We start from the raw sequence: 15046 nt of genomic DNA on the forward strand, positions 1-15046 counted from the left end.
CCGTTTTACGAAGAACGTGTATAGATGCCCTTTTCGGTCAACCTACTGCGATTATGCGAAACCATTCATACTCTCCAACTCGCGGTGGATCTCCGCCAGTCTGTGATGGCTTTTCGCTTGTTGCTCTTCATCCTGCTCCTGAATCGCATCGAATAGTGTTGCTAATTCGTAATCGAGTTCAAGATAAAGCAGCTTCACATATTCCTTTTCAACATCGGCTTTCCGTATAACATGGACCACTTGTTTCATCATCAACACCCCTTTTATGGATTTAATTTGAATATTCCGCTAATTATTACTAAAGTATGCCACATACCGACTTTTCTCTAGTCGATAGCCCTTCTTACTAAGATTGTTCCCCGTTTTCTGTTACGATAAACGTGAATAAGTAATTGGAGGTATAAAAATGGTAAACAGTTATTGGAAAAAAGATGATTTTGCTGTTTTTTCAATCGAAGGACTTGAAAAACGAATGGAAGCACTTCAAAGCATCATCCAACCCAAATTCACTTTTCTCGGCAATCATTTTGCCGCTCAGCTTTCCGCACATGGAACTGGTGAATTTTTTCCACATGTAGCAAGACATGCAAGAAGGACGGTGAATCCACCAAGAGACAGCTGGGTCGCGTTCGCACCTGCCAAACGAGGTTATAAAGCATTGCCACATTTTCAGATTGGCCTATGGGGCACGCATCTATTCATCATTTTAGCGGTAATTTATGAAAATCCGGATAAAAAAGGGATTGCTGAACGACTCGGGCAACATTCCGCGCTCTTTACCGCACTCCCCGATACATACATCGTCTCAGGCGATCATATGAAGCCCGAAGCGACAGCAATTGGTGAAGCCGGCGAAGCAGGACTCGAAAAGCTGTTAGGGCGTCTGCAGACGGTTAAAAAAGCCGAATTTCTTGTAGGACGTCATTTAGCTGCTCAAGATGCGATCCAACTATCTGAAAAAGAATTCATCGCATACGCAGAAGAAACCTTTGACAGTCTTTTACCGATTTACGATATCATCATCGGAAATCATAAATAAAAGGGGGCGGCTTATCGCCGCGCCCCTTTTATCATTTCACCATCATTTCCTTCTTTTGCCGCCTTCACAACACGATAGCAAGCATAACTACTCGCTTCCTCAAACTCCTTAAACAACGTCTTTTCTTCCGCCATTGAAGGAACTACCACTTTAAACCCACGATATGCTCGCATAAGTTCTTCCCTCGCAATACCTGACTCGTATGCTTTTTCTACCGCTTCATAAAATGCGGAAACAGCAATAATTTCAGCCGTCGACCAATCATGTCGAATTGGATAATTATAATCCACAAAACTCTCTCCTTACTGCTTAAAATTCCAACCATCACGAATTTGTTCTGCTTCCTTCACCATGCGCTCAAACAATTCCTCAACAGATGGGACATCATCAATCATCCCCGCAACTTGTCCTGCCCAACCAAAGCCATTCTCGACATCGCCATCGTAAATAAAACGTTGATTGGCTTTGCCACTAATAAAATCTTTCAGCGCTTCGTAATCCGCTTTTTCCGCTTCCATTTCAAGGATTTTCGCTGTCCATCGACCTGTAAGCGCTCGGGCAGGTGCCCCAAGCGTACGCTTAATAACCGTTGTATCCGCCTCACTACTCGTTAGAAGCGCCTCTTTATAGGCCTCTGACGCGTGAACACACTCCTGCGTCGCGATAAAGCGCGTTCCCATCTCAATCCCTTCCGCACCAAGCGCATGCGCAGCCATCCAACCACGGCCATCCCCAATTCCCCCAGAGGCGATGACAGGAATCGATACAGCATCGACAACTTGCGGCACTAGGACAATCGTTCCGACGTCATCACGTCCAAGATGTCCACCACCTTCTTGTCCAACGACCATTACAGCATCTGCCCCCAACTCTTCAGCCTTCTGCGCTTGCCGTTTCGCTGCAACAAGTACGAGCTTCTTCACATCCGTATTTTCCAATTGATCAAAAAACGGAGCAGGATTTCCTCCTGTCACCGACATCACTTTGACACCTTCTTCAATCGCTACCTCAATCATATGCGCATAAGGACGCCCGTGTTGTCCAATTGCAAAATTCACACCAAACGGCTTGTCTGTCAACTCTTTCACTTTACGAATCTCCGCTCGCAATGCATCAGGTGACTCTAGGCTCATCGCTGTAATTTGTCCTAGTCCACCAGCTTCTGAAACTGCTGCTGCGAGCTCTGCATAAGCAAGGTACGCCAATCCGCCTTGAATGATTGGATACTCGATACCAAGTAGCTCCGTTACCCTTGTCTTCCATTCCATAAAAAGCACCCCCATACATTTCCACTAGTTCTCTTCTTCATCGACTACTAGAAACCCTTCACAAAAGAGCGATTCAAACGTAGTTTAATGACAATCAATTACGACTCGGCGCAATTGCATCCGGATTTTTCTCGAGCTCGGGGCCTACAGGAGGTAGGTCATGCAACCGTTGCCAATCGAACAGCGAAGGGTTCGATTGGCCATATTTTTGCGTTCTTTGCAGAGATTAAGGCACCGCTTTTTGGACACGGCGAACTTAGGTCGCCTTCCATTCTTCGTTCAGCCGGCGTTTGAACACCCACTGAACAGTAAAACAAAACCGCATTCATCTCGCCACCTATCGGGGTGGGAGTTTTCTGTAGCTGACGCTTCGCTTTCAGTACAAAAAGATTTGCTGAATGAAGATGAACTACCCCCAAAGCAAAACACCGTCTATTAGGCATTCACTCTGCCTGATAGACGGTGTTCTTCTAAGACACTGTAACTCTTACTTTACAACCATATGAATCGGCTTACCTAAAGCAACTTCAGCCGCTTCCATTGAGATTTCTCCCAATGTAGGGTGCGCGTGAATTGTCATTGCGATGTCTTCAAGCGTCATACCCGCTTCAACTGCAAGACCAAGTTCAGCGATCATATCAGATGCGTTTTCACCAACGATTTGTGCCCCAAGAAGAAGACCATCTTCTTTACGGGATACAAGCTTAACAAAGCCATCTGTTGCATCAAGCGCAAGTGCACGTCCGTTTGCAGCAAACGGGAATTTCCCTGCTACAACTTCGTAGCCTTCGTCTTTCGCTTGTTGTTCGTTCAAACCAACAGATGCCAATTCTGGATCTGTGAAGCAAACAGCTGGAATCGCCAAGTAATCCACTTCAGATTTCTCACCTGAAATCGCTTCAGCAGCCACTTTCGCCTCGTATGAAGCTTTATGCGCCAATTGAAGTCCTGGAACGATATCTCCGATTGCATAGATATTCGGAATGCTTGTACGGCATTGTTTATCAACCTCGATTAGACCGCGCTCAAGGAACTTGATGCCCATCTCTTCAAGACCGATTTCATCCGTATTCGGACGACGACCAACCGTTACAAGTACGTAATCAGCTTCAACTTTTTTCTCTTCTCCGCCAACTTCGTATGTCACTGTTACGCCAGTATCTGTTTCTTCGACACCTTTTGCAGATGCTTTAACAGCAATTTCGACACCTTTTTTCTTCAAGCCTTTTTTGACGATTTGTGTCATTTGTTTTTCGAAACCTGCAAGAATATCGTTGCCGCCTTCGATGATTGTTACTTCTGACCCAAGATTTGCATAAGCAGATCCTAGCTCAGTACCGATATAACCGCCACCGATCACAACAAGTTTCCCTGGAACTTCAGTCAGGTTCAATGCGCCTGTTGAGTTAATCACACGTTTTGTATACTTGAACGTTGGGATTTCAACTGGACGTGAGCCTGTTGCCAAAATCGCGTTTTTGAACTTGTATGTTTGTGCAGAATCTTCGTTAATAACACGTACAGTGTTATTGTCAACGAAGTATGCTTCACCTTGAACGTAGTCGACTTTGTTGCCTTTAAGAAGACCTGAAACGCCGCCAGTCAACTTGCTAACAACACCATCTTTGAACGCTTGCGCTTTTGTGAAATCTAGTTTCACGTCAGTCGCCGTAATCCCCATTGAATCGGAATTTTTAGCATTTGCGTAACGATGTCCAACAGCGATGAGCGCTTTCGAAGGAATACATCCGACGTTTAAGCACACGCCACCAATCGTTCCTTTTTCAACGACTGTTACTTTTTGACCCAATTGTGCTGCGCGAATTGCCGCAACATATCCTCCTGGTCCTGAACCTACGACGAGTGTATCAATTTCGATTGGAAAGTCTCCTACTACCATTTGTTCACGCCTCCATTAATAATAATTCTGGATTGCCGAGCAACTTCTTCAAATGATTCAACGCTTGTTGCCCCGTCGCACCATCGATTACTCGGTGATCGAATACCAATGACAATGCTAACATAGGTGCCGCTACAATTTCACCATTTTTTACGATAGGTTTTTCTGCAATGCGACCAATTCCTAGAATTGCGACTTCCGGATGGTTGATAATTGGTGTAAACCATTGTCCACCCGCAGAGCCAATATTCGTGATGGAGCATGATGCGCCCTTCATTTCAGCAGGTGATAATTTACCGTCACGCGCTTTCACTGCCAGGCTATTAATTTCATCGGAAATTGCGAAGATCGATTTGCGATCCGCGTGCTTGATAACCGGAACGAGAAGTCCACGATCCGTATCCGCAGCAATTCCAATATTGAAATAATGCTTTTGAATGATTTCCTGTGTTGCATCGTCAAGTGACGTGTTCAACGCTGGGAATTCACGCAACGTAGAAACAAGTGCTTTGACAACGTACGGTAAGTACGTCAACTTGATATCTTTTTCAGCTGCAATGTCCTTGAACTTTTTACGATGCGCAACAAGTGCTGTTACATCTACTTCGTCTAGTAATGTAACATGTGGTGCAGTTTGTTTCGAATTGACCATCGCTTTCGCAATTGCTTTGCGGATTCCAGACATCTTTTCACGCGTTTCTGGGAAATCGCCTTCAAGATAAACTGGAGCTGGTGCTGGAGCCGCTGCTTCTTGTGGAGCACTGTCTGTTTGTGCTACTTGTTCAGCTTCTTCAGCTACAACTGGCGCTACTTCTTGTACTTGTCCACCATTTAGGAACGCCTTGATGTCTTCTTTCAAGACACGGTTGTTTTTACCTGTCCCCGCTACTTGACGAATATCAACGCCTTGTTCACGCGCAAACTTACGCACAGATGGCATAGCAATAATGCGACGATTCACTTCTACTACAACCGATTGTTCTTGCGTACTCGGTGTAGAAGCCGCCGGCGCTTGTTCAGTCGGCTCGCTGACCGCTGGCGCTTCTGTTTCAGCAGCTGGCTCGCCTCCAGTATTTTCATAACCCGGTGCATCAAAGCGAATTAATACATCGCCTACGATTGCAACCGTTCCTTCTGCAACAAGAATATCTTCAACAGTCCCTGTCACCGGGGAAGGAATTTCTACAACTGCTTTATCGTTCTGGATTTCAAGAAGTGTGTCATCTTCATTGATTTTATCGCCTTTAGCTACAAACCATTTGACGATTTCACCTTCATGGATTCCTTCTCCGATATCTGGTAAACGGAATTCAAATGCCACGCGATTCACCCTTTCCTTATTTAACAATTCCTATTTTCTTAGAACGTCAATACTTTTTTAGCTGTTTCAATAATGTCTTTCGCATCTGGAAGCCAAGCATTTTCACCTTGAGCGAATGGATAAATTGTATCCGGAGCCGCAACACGCAATACTGGTGCTTCAAGGCTAAGAATTGCACGCTCTGTAATTTCAGAAACAACGTTCGCTGCGATTCCTGCTTGTTTTTGTGCTTCTTGAACAACAATTGCACGGTTCGTTTTTTCAACTGAAGCAATAATTGTTTCAATATCGAGTGGTTGAATTGTACGTAGGTCAACTACCTCAACAGAGTGACCTTCTTTTTCAAGCTCTTCAGCCGCTTTCAAGCTTTCGTGAACCATTGCACCGTATGTGAAGATGGAAAGATCTGTTCCTTCACGTTTAACGTCTGCTTTACCTAATGGAATTGTATATTCTTCTTCAGGAACTTCCTGTCTGAATGAACGGTACAATTTCATATGCTCAAGGAAAACAACCGGATCTTCGTCCCGGATTGCAGAAATAAGAAGTCCTTTTGCATCGTATGGAGTTGAAGGAATAACTACTTTGATACCTGGCTGAGAAGCAACAAGACCTTCTAAGCTATCTGCGTGCATTTCAGGTGTTGCAACGCCTCCACCGAATGGTGAACGAATCGTAACAGGTGCATTGAAACGTCCTGCACTACGGAATTGCATACGTGCTAGCTGACCACTAACCGAGTCAATCACTTCGTAAATGAAACCGAAGAACTGAATTTCCATTACTGGACGGAAGCCTGTGAACGCAAGTCCGATTGCTAGTCCACCAATTCCTGATTCTGCAAGTGGTGTATCAAATACACGGTCCTCACCGAATTCTTTTTGTAAGCCTTCTGTAGCACGGAATACTCCGCCGTTATTACCAACGTCTTCACCGAAGACGAGGACGTTTTCATCATTTTTAAGCTCCGTGCGCATCGCATCGGTAATCGCTTGAATCATCGTCATTTGTGCCATCGGTTAGTTCGACTCCTTTTCAGTGTAAATAGCAAGTTGCTCTTGCAAGTTATAAGGTAGTTCACCTTTATGCATAATTTTGATGAAATCAGTCACTTTTTGTTTCGGCGCTGCATCAGCCGCTTTAATCGCTTCTTTGATTTCTTCTTTAGCACGTTCAATTACTTCGTTTTCTTTTTCTTCGTTCCAAATCCCTTTTACTTCTAGGTATTTACGGAAGCGAATTAGCGGATCGCGTTTTTCCCACTCGTTGTCCGTGTCTGATGTACGGTAACGTGTTGGGTCGTCTCCAGCCATTGTATGTGGTCCATAACGGTAACACATTGTTTCGATAAGCGTCGGGCCTTCGCCGTTTAGTGCGCGCTCACGTGCATCGCGTGTAACCGCATACACAGCTAGCGGATCCATACCATCTACGAGGATACTTGGAATACCTGCTGCAATTCCTTTTTGTGCAAGCGTTTTAGCCGCTGTTTGCAATTCGCGTGGTGTTGAAATCGCGTATTGGTTATTTTGAACGATGAAGATTGCAGGTGAACGGTATGCTCCAGCGAAGTTCAAGCCTTCATAGAAGTCCCCTTGTGACGTTCCGCCATCTCCTGTATATGTCATTGCAACTGCTTTCGTGCCGCGTTTTTGGAATCCAAGTGCAATCCCCGCTGCTTGAATATATTGTGCACCGATAATAATTTGTGGCGGGAATAAGTTCACACCTTCTGGAATGAAACCACCTTGGTAGTGGCCACGTGACCAAAGGAATGCTAATGATAACGGTAAGCCGTGGAACAACATTTGTGGAACATCACGGTATCCCGGTAGAATAAAGTCTTCTTTTTCAAGTGCAAAGTGCGAAGCAAGTTGTGATGCTTCTTGTCCTGCTGTCGGTGCGTAGAATCCTAAACGCCCTTGACGGTTCAATGAAATTGAACGTTGGTCCAAAATACGTGTATATACCATACGCGTCATTAATTCGACGAGTTCCTCATCAGATAAGTTAGGATTTGCATCTTTATTGACGATTTCGCCTTCTTCATTCAAGATTTGGAACATTTCAAACTGGTCTTCAATCGCGTGAAGTGTTTCCACCGGATCGAACTGCTTGTCTTTTTTGGCAGCCATTTCGGCAACTCTCCTTTATAACTGTATTATGAATCAACGGTACAACTATTGGTACAATCTATTCCCTTCTCAGTATACTGAATCTAAACGGAATGGTCAAACATAGATATTTCAGGTCTTCATGCACCCTTTTAATTGTCAGAATCACCCTCTTCACATAAAACTGTATTAATACAATACGAATCTTGTATTATAACAAAGCATCATTTTCAAGGGTTCAGAAAATACGGATTTTTTCAACCGATCTTCCTCCTGACTCTCGCTACAAGGCGCTTGCACTTTTCTCATCCGTCCATCCGAATAAAAATAAGGGAAGATTCGATTCCTCCTCTCCCCTTATCATTATGACTTTTCCTACTATTCAGCTGTAAATAAAGCATCCTTCAATCCATTTACCCTATCCGTTTCATCATTAAACGCTGAAATAACCTCTTGGACAATTTTGTTTTGTACATTCACTTCATCCACCAAATCCCGCAGTTCGGATAACGTTATCCCTTCCGTCGATACTTGCTCATAAAAATTTTGTTGAATCGTAGCGAGTTCCGTATATTCTTCTACAATGAATGTATGCAGTTCATAACGACTCATCAGCGTTTTCTTCATTTCTTCGACACGTTTCTTGTCATCCTCTGGTACCTTTTCGATAATTGCATCTAAGTCGGACGCTGATTCGCTCGCCTTACGCATGGCGAGTTCTTCCTGTTCAAGGTCGCCGAGTCGCTCTTGAAGAAACTTTTCTAATTTTCCAACCTTTTTTTCGACCTGCTCCATCTCATCTTGTGTCAGTTCCATAAGTGCATTGAACTGTTGCTGTTCCGAACGTTCCAACTTCGTCAAATTAGCCTGCGCGGTGCGGTAATCCTTTTCAGCCTTCTCAATTTCCGATAAAACATCCGCAAGTTCCTGTTCAATCGATGCTTCAGAACTGCATCCGGACAAAAGTACCATTCCACCGCATATACACGCCATCATGAATTTTTTCATACGTTACCCTCCATATGTATTTTCTTCGTCTAAAAGACTTTTATCCGCTTACGCCTTGTATATATAGTTAATTTCTTTCACCCTTTTTCCCTTTCGATTATACTATTGATTATACGTAAAATTGAAAGGAAGAGTACTTGATGATTTTAATGGATAATATCGTCCGTGAAGGACACCCTGCACTCCGTATTGCTGCGGAGGAAGTTACATTCCCGCTATCCTTAGCTGATCGTAAACTGAGCGAGGATTTAATCGAATACGTTATCAATAGCCAAGATGCCGAGCTTTGCGAACAATACGGTCTTCGCCCCGGAGTGGGCCTTGCTGCTCCACAAGTTGCTGAATCCAAAAGAATGTTTGCCATTCACCTTACTGAACTAGGTGGTGAACCGTTGAGCTTTGTAGCCATCAACCCGAAAATTGTCAGCCACTCAGTGGAAAAGACTTATCTTTCAGCAGGTGAAGGCTGCCTATCCGTAGATCGCGATGTCGAAGGCTATGTACCACGTTACGCACGTATCACCATCAAAGCGTATGACGCAGATGGCAATGAATTCAAAAAACGATTAAAAGGACTGCCTGCGATTGTGTTCCAACATGAGCTCGATCATTTAAATGGCGTCATGTTTTACGACCATATTGACAAAAACAATCCTTACAAAGAAATTCCCGATGCGATACCATTCGAACGCGACTGACCGTTTTTTATCTGTATAGGTTGAGTTGATGATTTTCACTAATCTCCAGCAAAGGTGCCTTACACGCGGTCGCGGAAGCCGTAAGACTGGCAGTGGTTTTCTGCCTGACTTATGGCGGGAGCATCCGCAATCGCCGAGCATTGTTAGTGGAATTCTTTAGTTCAGTTTATCTAGCAGCAGCCGCCCCCCCCACTTGACAGAAGGTTCAGAAAGATATATAATTACTCCGAGGAGTGATATAGCCATGTATAAACGCCTAAAACGGAAACTGTTGAAACGGCTAAATGGCATACTCGGTAGAAAAACAATCGCTTAATTATACTAGCTCACCATGATAATTGGTGGGCTTTTCTTTATTTTAAATAAATGTCGTGCTACTATAGAGAGAATGAGTTCAAACTGAACGTAAAAAGGAGAGCATATTATGATTTACAAAGTCTATTACCAAGAAAACATGCTTCAAGTACCCGTCCGCGAAAATACGCAAAGCATGTACGTCGAAGCGGACTCGGAAAGATCTGTCCGCAAGAAGTTGAGCGATCGTCAGTACAATATTGAATACATCCAACTTCTTGAAGGGCAACATCTTGAACACGAGCAAGCTGCACCTTCTTTCAAGCTCGAGCAGGTCTGACACTATGAAATCTATTAAAAACAATGAAACAGCGGTTTTCGCATTAGGCGGACTAGGCGAGATCGGTAAAAACACATACGGCGTACAATTCCAAGATGAGATTATCCTCATTGACGCTGGTATTAAATTCCCAGAAGACGAGTTACTCGGAATCGATTACGTCATTCCGGATTACACGTACCTTGAACGCAATGCCGATAAAATCAAAGGCCTTTTCGTCACACATGGCCACGAAGACCACATCGGTGGAATCCCCTACTTATTAAGGAAGATTAACGTTCCTGTATACGGTGGAAAACTTGCACTGGGACTACTGCGAAACAAATTGGAAGAACACGGGCTATTGCGCACAACAAAAATGATTCCCATCGATGAAGATGATGTCATTAAGTTTCGTAAAACGTCCGTGTCGTTTTTCCGCACGACACATAGTATTCCAGATGCATTTGGCGTCGTCGTCAAAACACCATCTGGCAATATCGTCCACACAGGGGATTTCAAGTTTGACTTCACACCTGTTGGCGAACCTGCAAACTTAACCAAAATGGCGAAGATTGGTAGCGACGGTGTGCTTTGTTTACTATCCGATAGTACAAACGCTGAAGTACCAAACTTCACAATGTCCGAACGTAAAGTTGGCGACAGTCTGAATGAGATTTTCCGAAAAGTAGAAGGTCGTATCATCTTTGCGACGTTCGCTTCGAATATCCACAGACTTCAGCAAGTCATCGAAGCAGCTGAGCAGTTTGGCCGTAAAATCGCTGTGTTCGGACGCAGTATGGATAATGCAATTACAATCGGTCGTGAACTCGGGTATATTAACGCCCCGAAAGAACTGTTTGTAGATACCCAGTCGCTTAATCGACTCCCTGCAAACGAAGTCATGATTCTTTGTACAGGAAGCCAAGGAGAACCGATGGCAGCACTTTCACGTATTGCCAACGGGACCCACCGCCAAGTACAAATTCACCCTGGCGATACGGTCATTTTCTCATCTTCTCCAATCCCTGGAAATACGCTTAGCGTAAACAAAGCAATCAACGCATTGTTCCGTGCAGGCGCTGAAGTATTACACGGCTCTTTGAATAATATCCATACATCAGGACATGGCTCACAAGAAGAACAAAAGCTGATGCTACGATTGATCAAACCGAAATTCTTCATGCCGATACACGGTGAATACCGGATGCAGAAAATGCATACAAATCTCGCTGTCGATTGTGATGTACCGCGGGAAAACACTTTCATCATGGGCAACGGTGACGTACTCGCACTGACACAAGACGAAGCAAGACTTGCGGGACGTATTCCTTCTGGCGATGTCTACATTGATGGAAGTGGAATCGGCGACATCGGTAATGTCGTACTACGAGATCGCAGAATCCTATCAGAGGACGGACTAGTCATTGTCGTTGCAACTGTCGATAAAAAACGCAATCGCATCGTTTCCGGGCCTGATATCATTTCACGCGGCTTTGTCTATATGCGCGAATCAGGCACAATGATTCACGAAGCACAACAAGTACTATCTAAGCAAATGCAACGTAAACTAAACAATTCTCCAGACGACATCGCAGCACTAAAAAGCGAAGTCGTAGACGTCTTAGGACCTTACCTATATGACAAAACAAAACGTAAACCAATGGTGCTCCCTGTCATCATGGAAGTATAAAAATCCAACTTGGCTCCTGCCGAGTCCAGTTGAAGCCTCCGGCGGATGTCACAGATTTTTAGAGAAGCTTTTCTAGTAAACTTGAAAAAATCTGGACGCAATTACGCCGAGGCGTAATTGATTAAGAAAATCCCGTACTGCTTATTCATCATAAGCAATACGGGATTTTTAGTTTAATGAAGAGCTTTCTTTTCAAAACGGTGAATGTCTATATCTGAACCAATCACAATCAGAATATCTTCATGCTGAATTTTCTCGATCGCCTGTGGTGACACTAAAATTTGTTTTCCGCGTTTAATCGCAACAATATTGACCCCAAACTTCGCTCGAATATTCAAGTCAATCAAAGTATAGCCAGCCAACTTTTCATTGGCCTGAATTTCCACGATTGAGTACTCATCCGATAGCTCCAGATAATCGAGAATATTATTCGACACCATATTATTCGCAATGCGAATCCCCATATCCCGCTCTGGATGGACAACATGATCCGCACCAATCTTCTGCAACACTTTGGCATGATAATCATTTTGCGCCTTCACAGTAATCTTCTTGACACCAATTTCTTTTAACATAAGCGTCGTCAAAATACTTGCTTGGATATTCTCACCGATTGCGATGACAACATGCTCAAAATTTCGAATACCTAGTGAGCGCAAAACCGACTCGTCTGTCGTATCAGCCGCCACTGCTTGCGTTGCGATTTGTGCAAAATCATCCACCCGTTCAGGTGAAATATCGATTGCCATAACATCCGCACCAAGTTCAACCAATTCCCTCACAATACTACCGCCAAAACGGCCAAGCCCAATGACAACAAATTCTTTTTTCATACAGAACTCTCCCCAATCCGCTTAATGGATGCGAATAGTGTACCACACCCTCCCCTCACTTTGACTACCCGGAGACTTCATTCCTCTTTAATAAAGCCCGATTTGCCAATAATGCGCAATCGGGCGGAAAATTAGTCTTCTTTTTTCATTTCATCCAACACACGATTGACGCGCTTTTCAAGCATTTTCATGCCGCCGCCCCCTGCTTGGAAATGACGAAGCTGTCCATCTTTATCAAACACGTAGTACGCCGGAACATACTGGTTATCAAATTTGTCCGTTAGCTTCGCTTCACTATCTACAAAAATCGGTTGCGTAATGTCATGCTCGGCTGCAACAGCTGTAATTTGTTCCATATCTAAGTCGTCTTCAGAACGTGGCATATGGACTGCGACAACATTTAAGTCTTCTTTATAACGGTCTCTAAATGCATTGACTTCCGGCATTGCTTCCTTACACAGATGGCAACTCACTGACCAGAAGTGGATAAGCGTTGGCTTTTCTCCAACTAATTGCGCTTTTGTTTGTTCTCCGTTCAACCATGCTGTTGCACCATCAAGTTCAGGCATTTGTTCGCGTAATTTCATACGTAGTTCCTCCTCAATTTTCAAAAAATCCCCACTGCGTAGTATATGCGTGGGGATTTGGATTGGTAAAAATTATAGTGTCTTCTGACCCGGTCTCCAGTTAGCTGGGCAAAGTCCGCCAGTTTGAAGCGCTTGAAGTACACGTAGTGTTTCATCCACGTCACGACCAATATTGTTGTGGAATACAGTTTGATATTGTAGTTCACCTTCAGGGTTGATGATGAATAGACCGCGTAGTGCAATCCCTTCTTCTTCAATTAACACACCGTATTCACGTGAAACTTGGTGATTTGTATCTGCTGCAAGTGGATATTTCAGTTGCTCAAGACCATTGTCTTTACGAGCTGTATTGATCCATGCTAGGTGCGTATGGATTGTATCCGTAGATACACCGATAATTTCTGCATCAAGGTCTTCGAACTCATCGTAACGGTCAGACATTGCTGTAATTTCAGTTGGGCATACGAATGTGAAATCCATTGGATAGAAGAACAATACTGTCCATTTATCTTCTTTCATGTTCTCTGCAAGGCTTACTTTACCAAATGATTTATCTGCTAATACTGCGTCCATTGTAAAATCCGGAGCTTGTTTACCTACCATACGTTCAGCCATTGAATAATCCCTCCAAAATATCTTTTGTGCTCGAATCATCATCCGGCACAATCCTTCCTTAGAATAGCAAATAGGCCACCCTATTTCAATTAGAGCGGCCAGATATTTTAGATTTTTCATTACTTTTTGTCGAATTAATGACAAAAAAGTCGTTTCTTTATAAATATTATCTATTGATAGTTAGTCATATCGCTTTCATTAGTCGCAATTGGAAGGCTTTGCCGGCCTCGCTAAACAATACTCACAATTCGGATCGCTGCATGACGGTTCTCGCCATTCGTCGCATGTCGGACAAAAGACGGAATCATGTTCATCATTATAGTCGAGTGGGTCGAGGCAAACTCGACAGTGATTGGCTAATTCATGTAATTTACGGATTTTTCCATTATTCATGAGGAATGTACCTTCGATTGCTTTTCTATCTGTTTGCAAACCATCAATCATATCCCAACTTAACCCTAGGTCTTCCATCGTCCATTTACGCTCATCTGGATCCATAAAAAAAACTTTCTTATTGCCCAATCGTACCCCTCCTTTATTCGCTATATTGTACCATGAAAAGCCAAAAATTCAATTACTGATACCTCTCTTTCTTCTATAGATAGGCCCCTTTTATCTACTTGCAAGTGACCATTTATTTTTCCAAAAAAATAATGCTTGATTTTTAGAAGATATTTCGTATAATTAAAAAGGTTTTTAGTAAACTTAGAGTATAGTATTAATAAACTTCCAGCTATCCAGGTGAGGAGGAATATCATGGAAATCGGACGAAAAATTAAAAGCCTGCGACTGAAAAAAGGACTGACGCAGGAAGAGCTTGGTGAACGCACCGATTTGACAAAGGGACATATTTCACAATTGGAACGTGATCTCAACTCCCCTTCCATCGAAACGCTTTTTGCACTCTTAGAAGTCCTGGGCACAACCCCAAAAGAGTTTTTCGATGAACCAAAGAAAAATGTAAAAGTTGTCTATTCAACTGACGATCAAACGATCTATACGGATGACGACTTACAATACAGTATTCGTTGGCTCGTACCAAGGTCCAATGAAAATGAGATGGAACCCGTTCATATCATTTTTCATAAGCATGGAGAATTCAAGAAATTTGAGCCTTCCCTGGCCGAAACATTCATTTATGTCTTAAAAGGCAAAATCACGATTGAAATCGGAGATACTCAGTACAGCGCCTCTCAAGGAGATGCTGCCTATTACGATGCCTCAGAGCATCATCGCTTATCCAATGCGCATAGCGGAACGAGTGAACTACTTCTCGTCGCCACTGAATCGTATTTGTAAAGACATAGGGAGTCTTTGCGCGGTTCAAACAGACTTTTGCGCGGTCAGCGGCAGTCTT

18 protein-coding genes are annotated in these 15046 nt (G+C 43.5%); 6 read left to right on the forward strand and 12 right to left on the reverse strand.

Annotated elements, in window-relative coordinates; genetic code table 11:
• Nucleotides 1-51 precede the first annotated feature (51 nt).
• Nucleotides 52-249, reverse strand: a complete 198-nt coding sequence (locus tag MKY34_RS19300; RefSeq protein WP_342512734.1) for a hypothetical protein — start codon at nucleotides 247-249, stop codon at nucleotides 52-54.
• 157 nt (nucleotides 250-406) lie between these two features.
• Between MKY34_RS19300 and MKY34_RS19305 the strand changes: the two genes are divergently transcribed.
• The gene (locus MKY34_RS19305) at nucleotides 407-1039 is read left to right on the forward strand and encodes a DUF1054 domain-containing protein (RefSeq protein WP_342512735.1); all 633 of its coding nucleotides are present in this window, start codon (nucleotides 407-409) and stop codon (nucleotides 1037-1039) included.
• A gap of 11 nt (nucleotides 1040-1050) precedes the next feature.
• Here the strand turns inward: MKY34_RS19305 and MKY34_RS19310 are convergent, their stop codons facing one another.
• Together MKY34_RS19310 and MKY34_RS19315 are read right to left on the reverse strand one after the other, a co-directional pair.
• Nucleotides 1051-1329, reverse strand: coding sequence for a UPF0223 family protein (locus tag MKY34_RS19310; protein WP_342512736.1), 279 nt, complete (start codon nucleotides 1327-1329; stop codon nucleotides 1051-1053).
• Nucleotides 1330-1341: 12 nt separating this feature from the next.
• Nucleotides 1342-2307 carry a nitronate monooxygenase family protein gene (locus MKY34_RS19315; RefSeq protein WP_342512737.1) on the reverse strand — a complete coding sequence of 322 codons (966 nt, stop codon included), beginning with the start codon at nucleotides 2305-2307 and terminating at the stop codon, nucleotides 1342-1344.
• 160 nt (nucleotides 2308-2467) lie between these two features.
• Here MKY34_RS19315 and MKY34_RS19320 point away from each other — a divergent pair, with 160 nt between their 5' ends.
• Nucleotides 2468-2746: a hypothetical protein gene (locus MKY34_RS19320; RefSeq protein ID WP_342512738.1), complete on the forward strand. Its 279-nt coding sequence runs from the start codon at nucleotides 2468-2470 to the stop codon at nucleotides 2744-2746.
• A gap of 48 nt (nucleotides 2747-2794) precedes the next feature.
• Here MKY34_RS19320 and lpdA read toward each other — a convergent pair whose 3' ends face one another.
• The 5 genes from lpdA to MKY34_RS19345 form a co-directional block, all read right to left on the reverse strand.
• Nucleotides 2795-4207: a dihydrolipoyl dehydrogenase gene (gene lpdA, locus MKY34_RS19325; RefSeq protein WP_342512739.1), complete on the reverse strand. Its 1413-nt coding sequence runs from the start codon at nucleotides 4205-4207 to the stop codon at nucleotides 2795-2797.
• 4 nt (nucleotides 4208-4211) lie between these two features.
• Complete coding sequence (locus MKY34_RS19330; RefSeq protein ID WP_342512740.1) at nucleotides 4212-5528, reverse strand: dihydrolipoamide acetyltransferase family protein; 1317 nt, start codon at nucleotides 5526-5528, stop codon at nucleotides 4212-4214.
• A gap of 38 nt (nucleotides 5529-5566) precedes the next feature.
• On the reverse strand, nucleotides 5567-6544 hold the full coding sequence (locus MKY34_RS19335) for an alpha-ketoacid dehydrogenase subunit beta (RefSeq protein WP_342512741.1): 978 nt from the start codon (nucleotides 6542-6544) through the stop codon (nucleotides 5567-5569).
• A 3-nt stretch (nucleotides 6545-6547) separates the two neighbouring features.
• Nucleotides 6548-7663 (reverse strand): pyruvate dehydrogenase (acetyl-transferring) E1 component subunit alpha, encoded by a 1116-nt coding sequence (pdhA, locus tag MKY34_RS19340; protein ID WP_342512742.1) that lies wholly within the window; start codon nucleotides 7661-7663, stop codon nucleotides 6548-6550.
• A gap of 357 nt (nucleotides 7664-8020) precedes the next feature.
• Nucleotides 8021-8650 (reverse strand): YkyA family protein, encoded by a 630-nt coding sequence (locus tag MKY34_RS19345; protein ID WP_342512743.1) that lies wholly within the window; start codon nucleotides 8648-8650, stop codon nucleotides 8021-8023.
• Between the two features lie 140 nt (nucleotides 8651-8790).
• On the opposite strand from MKY34_RS19345, the gene def reads away from it, so the two are divergent.
• The 3 genes from def to MKY34_RS19360 all read left to right on the forward strand — a co-directional run bounded on the left by def (nucleotide 8791) and on the right by MKY34_RS19360 (nucleotide 11654).
• Nucleotides 8791-9348: a peptide deformylase gene (gene def, locus MKY34_RS19350; RefSeq protein WP_342512744.1), complete on the forward strand. Its 558-nt coding sequence runs from the start codon at nucleotides 8791-8793 to the stop codon at nucleotides 9346-9348.
• Between the two features lie 424 nt (nucleotides 9349-9772).
• Nucleotides 9773-9982: a DNA-directed RNA polymerase subunit epsilon gene (locus MKY34_RS19355; RefSeq protein ID WP_342512745.1), complete on the forward strand. Its 210-nt coding sequence runs from the start codon at nucleotides 9773-9775 to the stop codon at nucleotides 9980-9982.
• 4 nt (nucleotides 9983-9986) lie between these two features.
• Nucleotides 9987-11654 (forward strand): ribonuclease J, encoded by a 1668-nt coding sequence (locus MKY34_RS19360; protein WP_342512746.1) that lies wholly within the window; start codon nucleotides 9987-9989, stop codon nucleotides 11652-11654.
• A 173-nt stretch (nucleotides 11655-11827) separates the two neighbouring features.
• Here MKY34_RS19360 and MKY34_RS19365 read toward each other — a convergent pair whose 3' ends face one another.
• From MKY34_RS19365 to MKY34_RS19380, 4 genes are all read right to left on the reverse strand, one after another.
• Nucleotides 11828-12487, reverse strand: a complete 660-nt coding sequence (locus MKY34_RS19365; RefSeq protein WP_342512747.1) for a TrkA family potassium uptake protein — start codon at nucleotides 12485-12487, stop codon at nucleotides 11828-11830.
• Between the two features lie 131 nt (nucleotides 12488-12618).
• Nucleotides 12619-13074: a TlpA disulfide reductase family protein gene (locus MKY34_RS19370; RefSeq protein WP_342512748.1), complete on the reverse strand. Its 456-nt coding sequence runs from the start codon at nucleotides 13072-13074 to the stop codon at nucleotides 12619-12621.
• 72 nt (nucleotides 13075-13146) lie between these two features.
• On the reverse strand, nucleotides 13147-13689 hold the full coding sequence (locus MKY34_RS19375; protein ID WP_342512749.1) for a peroxiredoxin: 543 nt from the start codon (nucleotides 13687-13689) through the stop codon (nucleotides 13147-13149).
• 198 nt (nucleotides 13690-13887) lie between these two features.
• On the reverse strand, nucleotides 13888-14211 hold the full coding sequence (locus tag MKY34_RS19380; protein WP_342512750.1) for a hypothetical protein: 324 nt from the start codon (nucleotides 14209-14211) through the stop codon (nucleotides 13888-13890).
• 234 nt (nucleotides 14212-14445) lie between these two features.
• Between MKY34_RS19380 and MKY34_RS19385 the strand changes: the two genes are divergently transcribed.
• On the forward strand, nucleotides 14446-14988 hold the full coding sequence (locus MKY34_RS19385) for an XRE family transcriptional regulator (RefSeq protein ID WP_342512751.1): 543 nt from the start codon (nucleotides 14446-14448) through the stop codon (nucleotides 14986-14988).
• Nucleotides 14989-15046 lie beyond the last annotated feature (58 nt).

Origin of the sequence: Sporosarcina sp. FSL K6-1522, assembly GCF_038622445.1 — a bacterium.
Taxonomy (GTDB): Bacteria; Bacillota; Bacilli; order Bacillales_A; family Planococcaceae; genus Sporosarcina.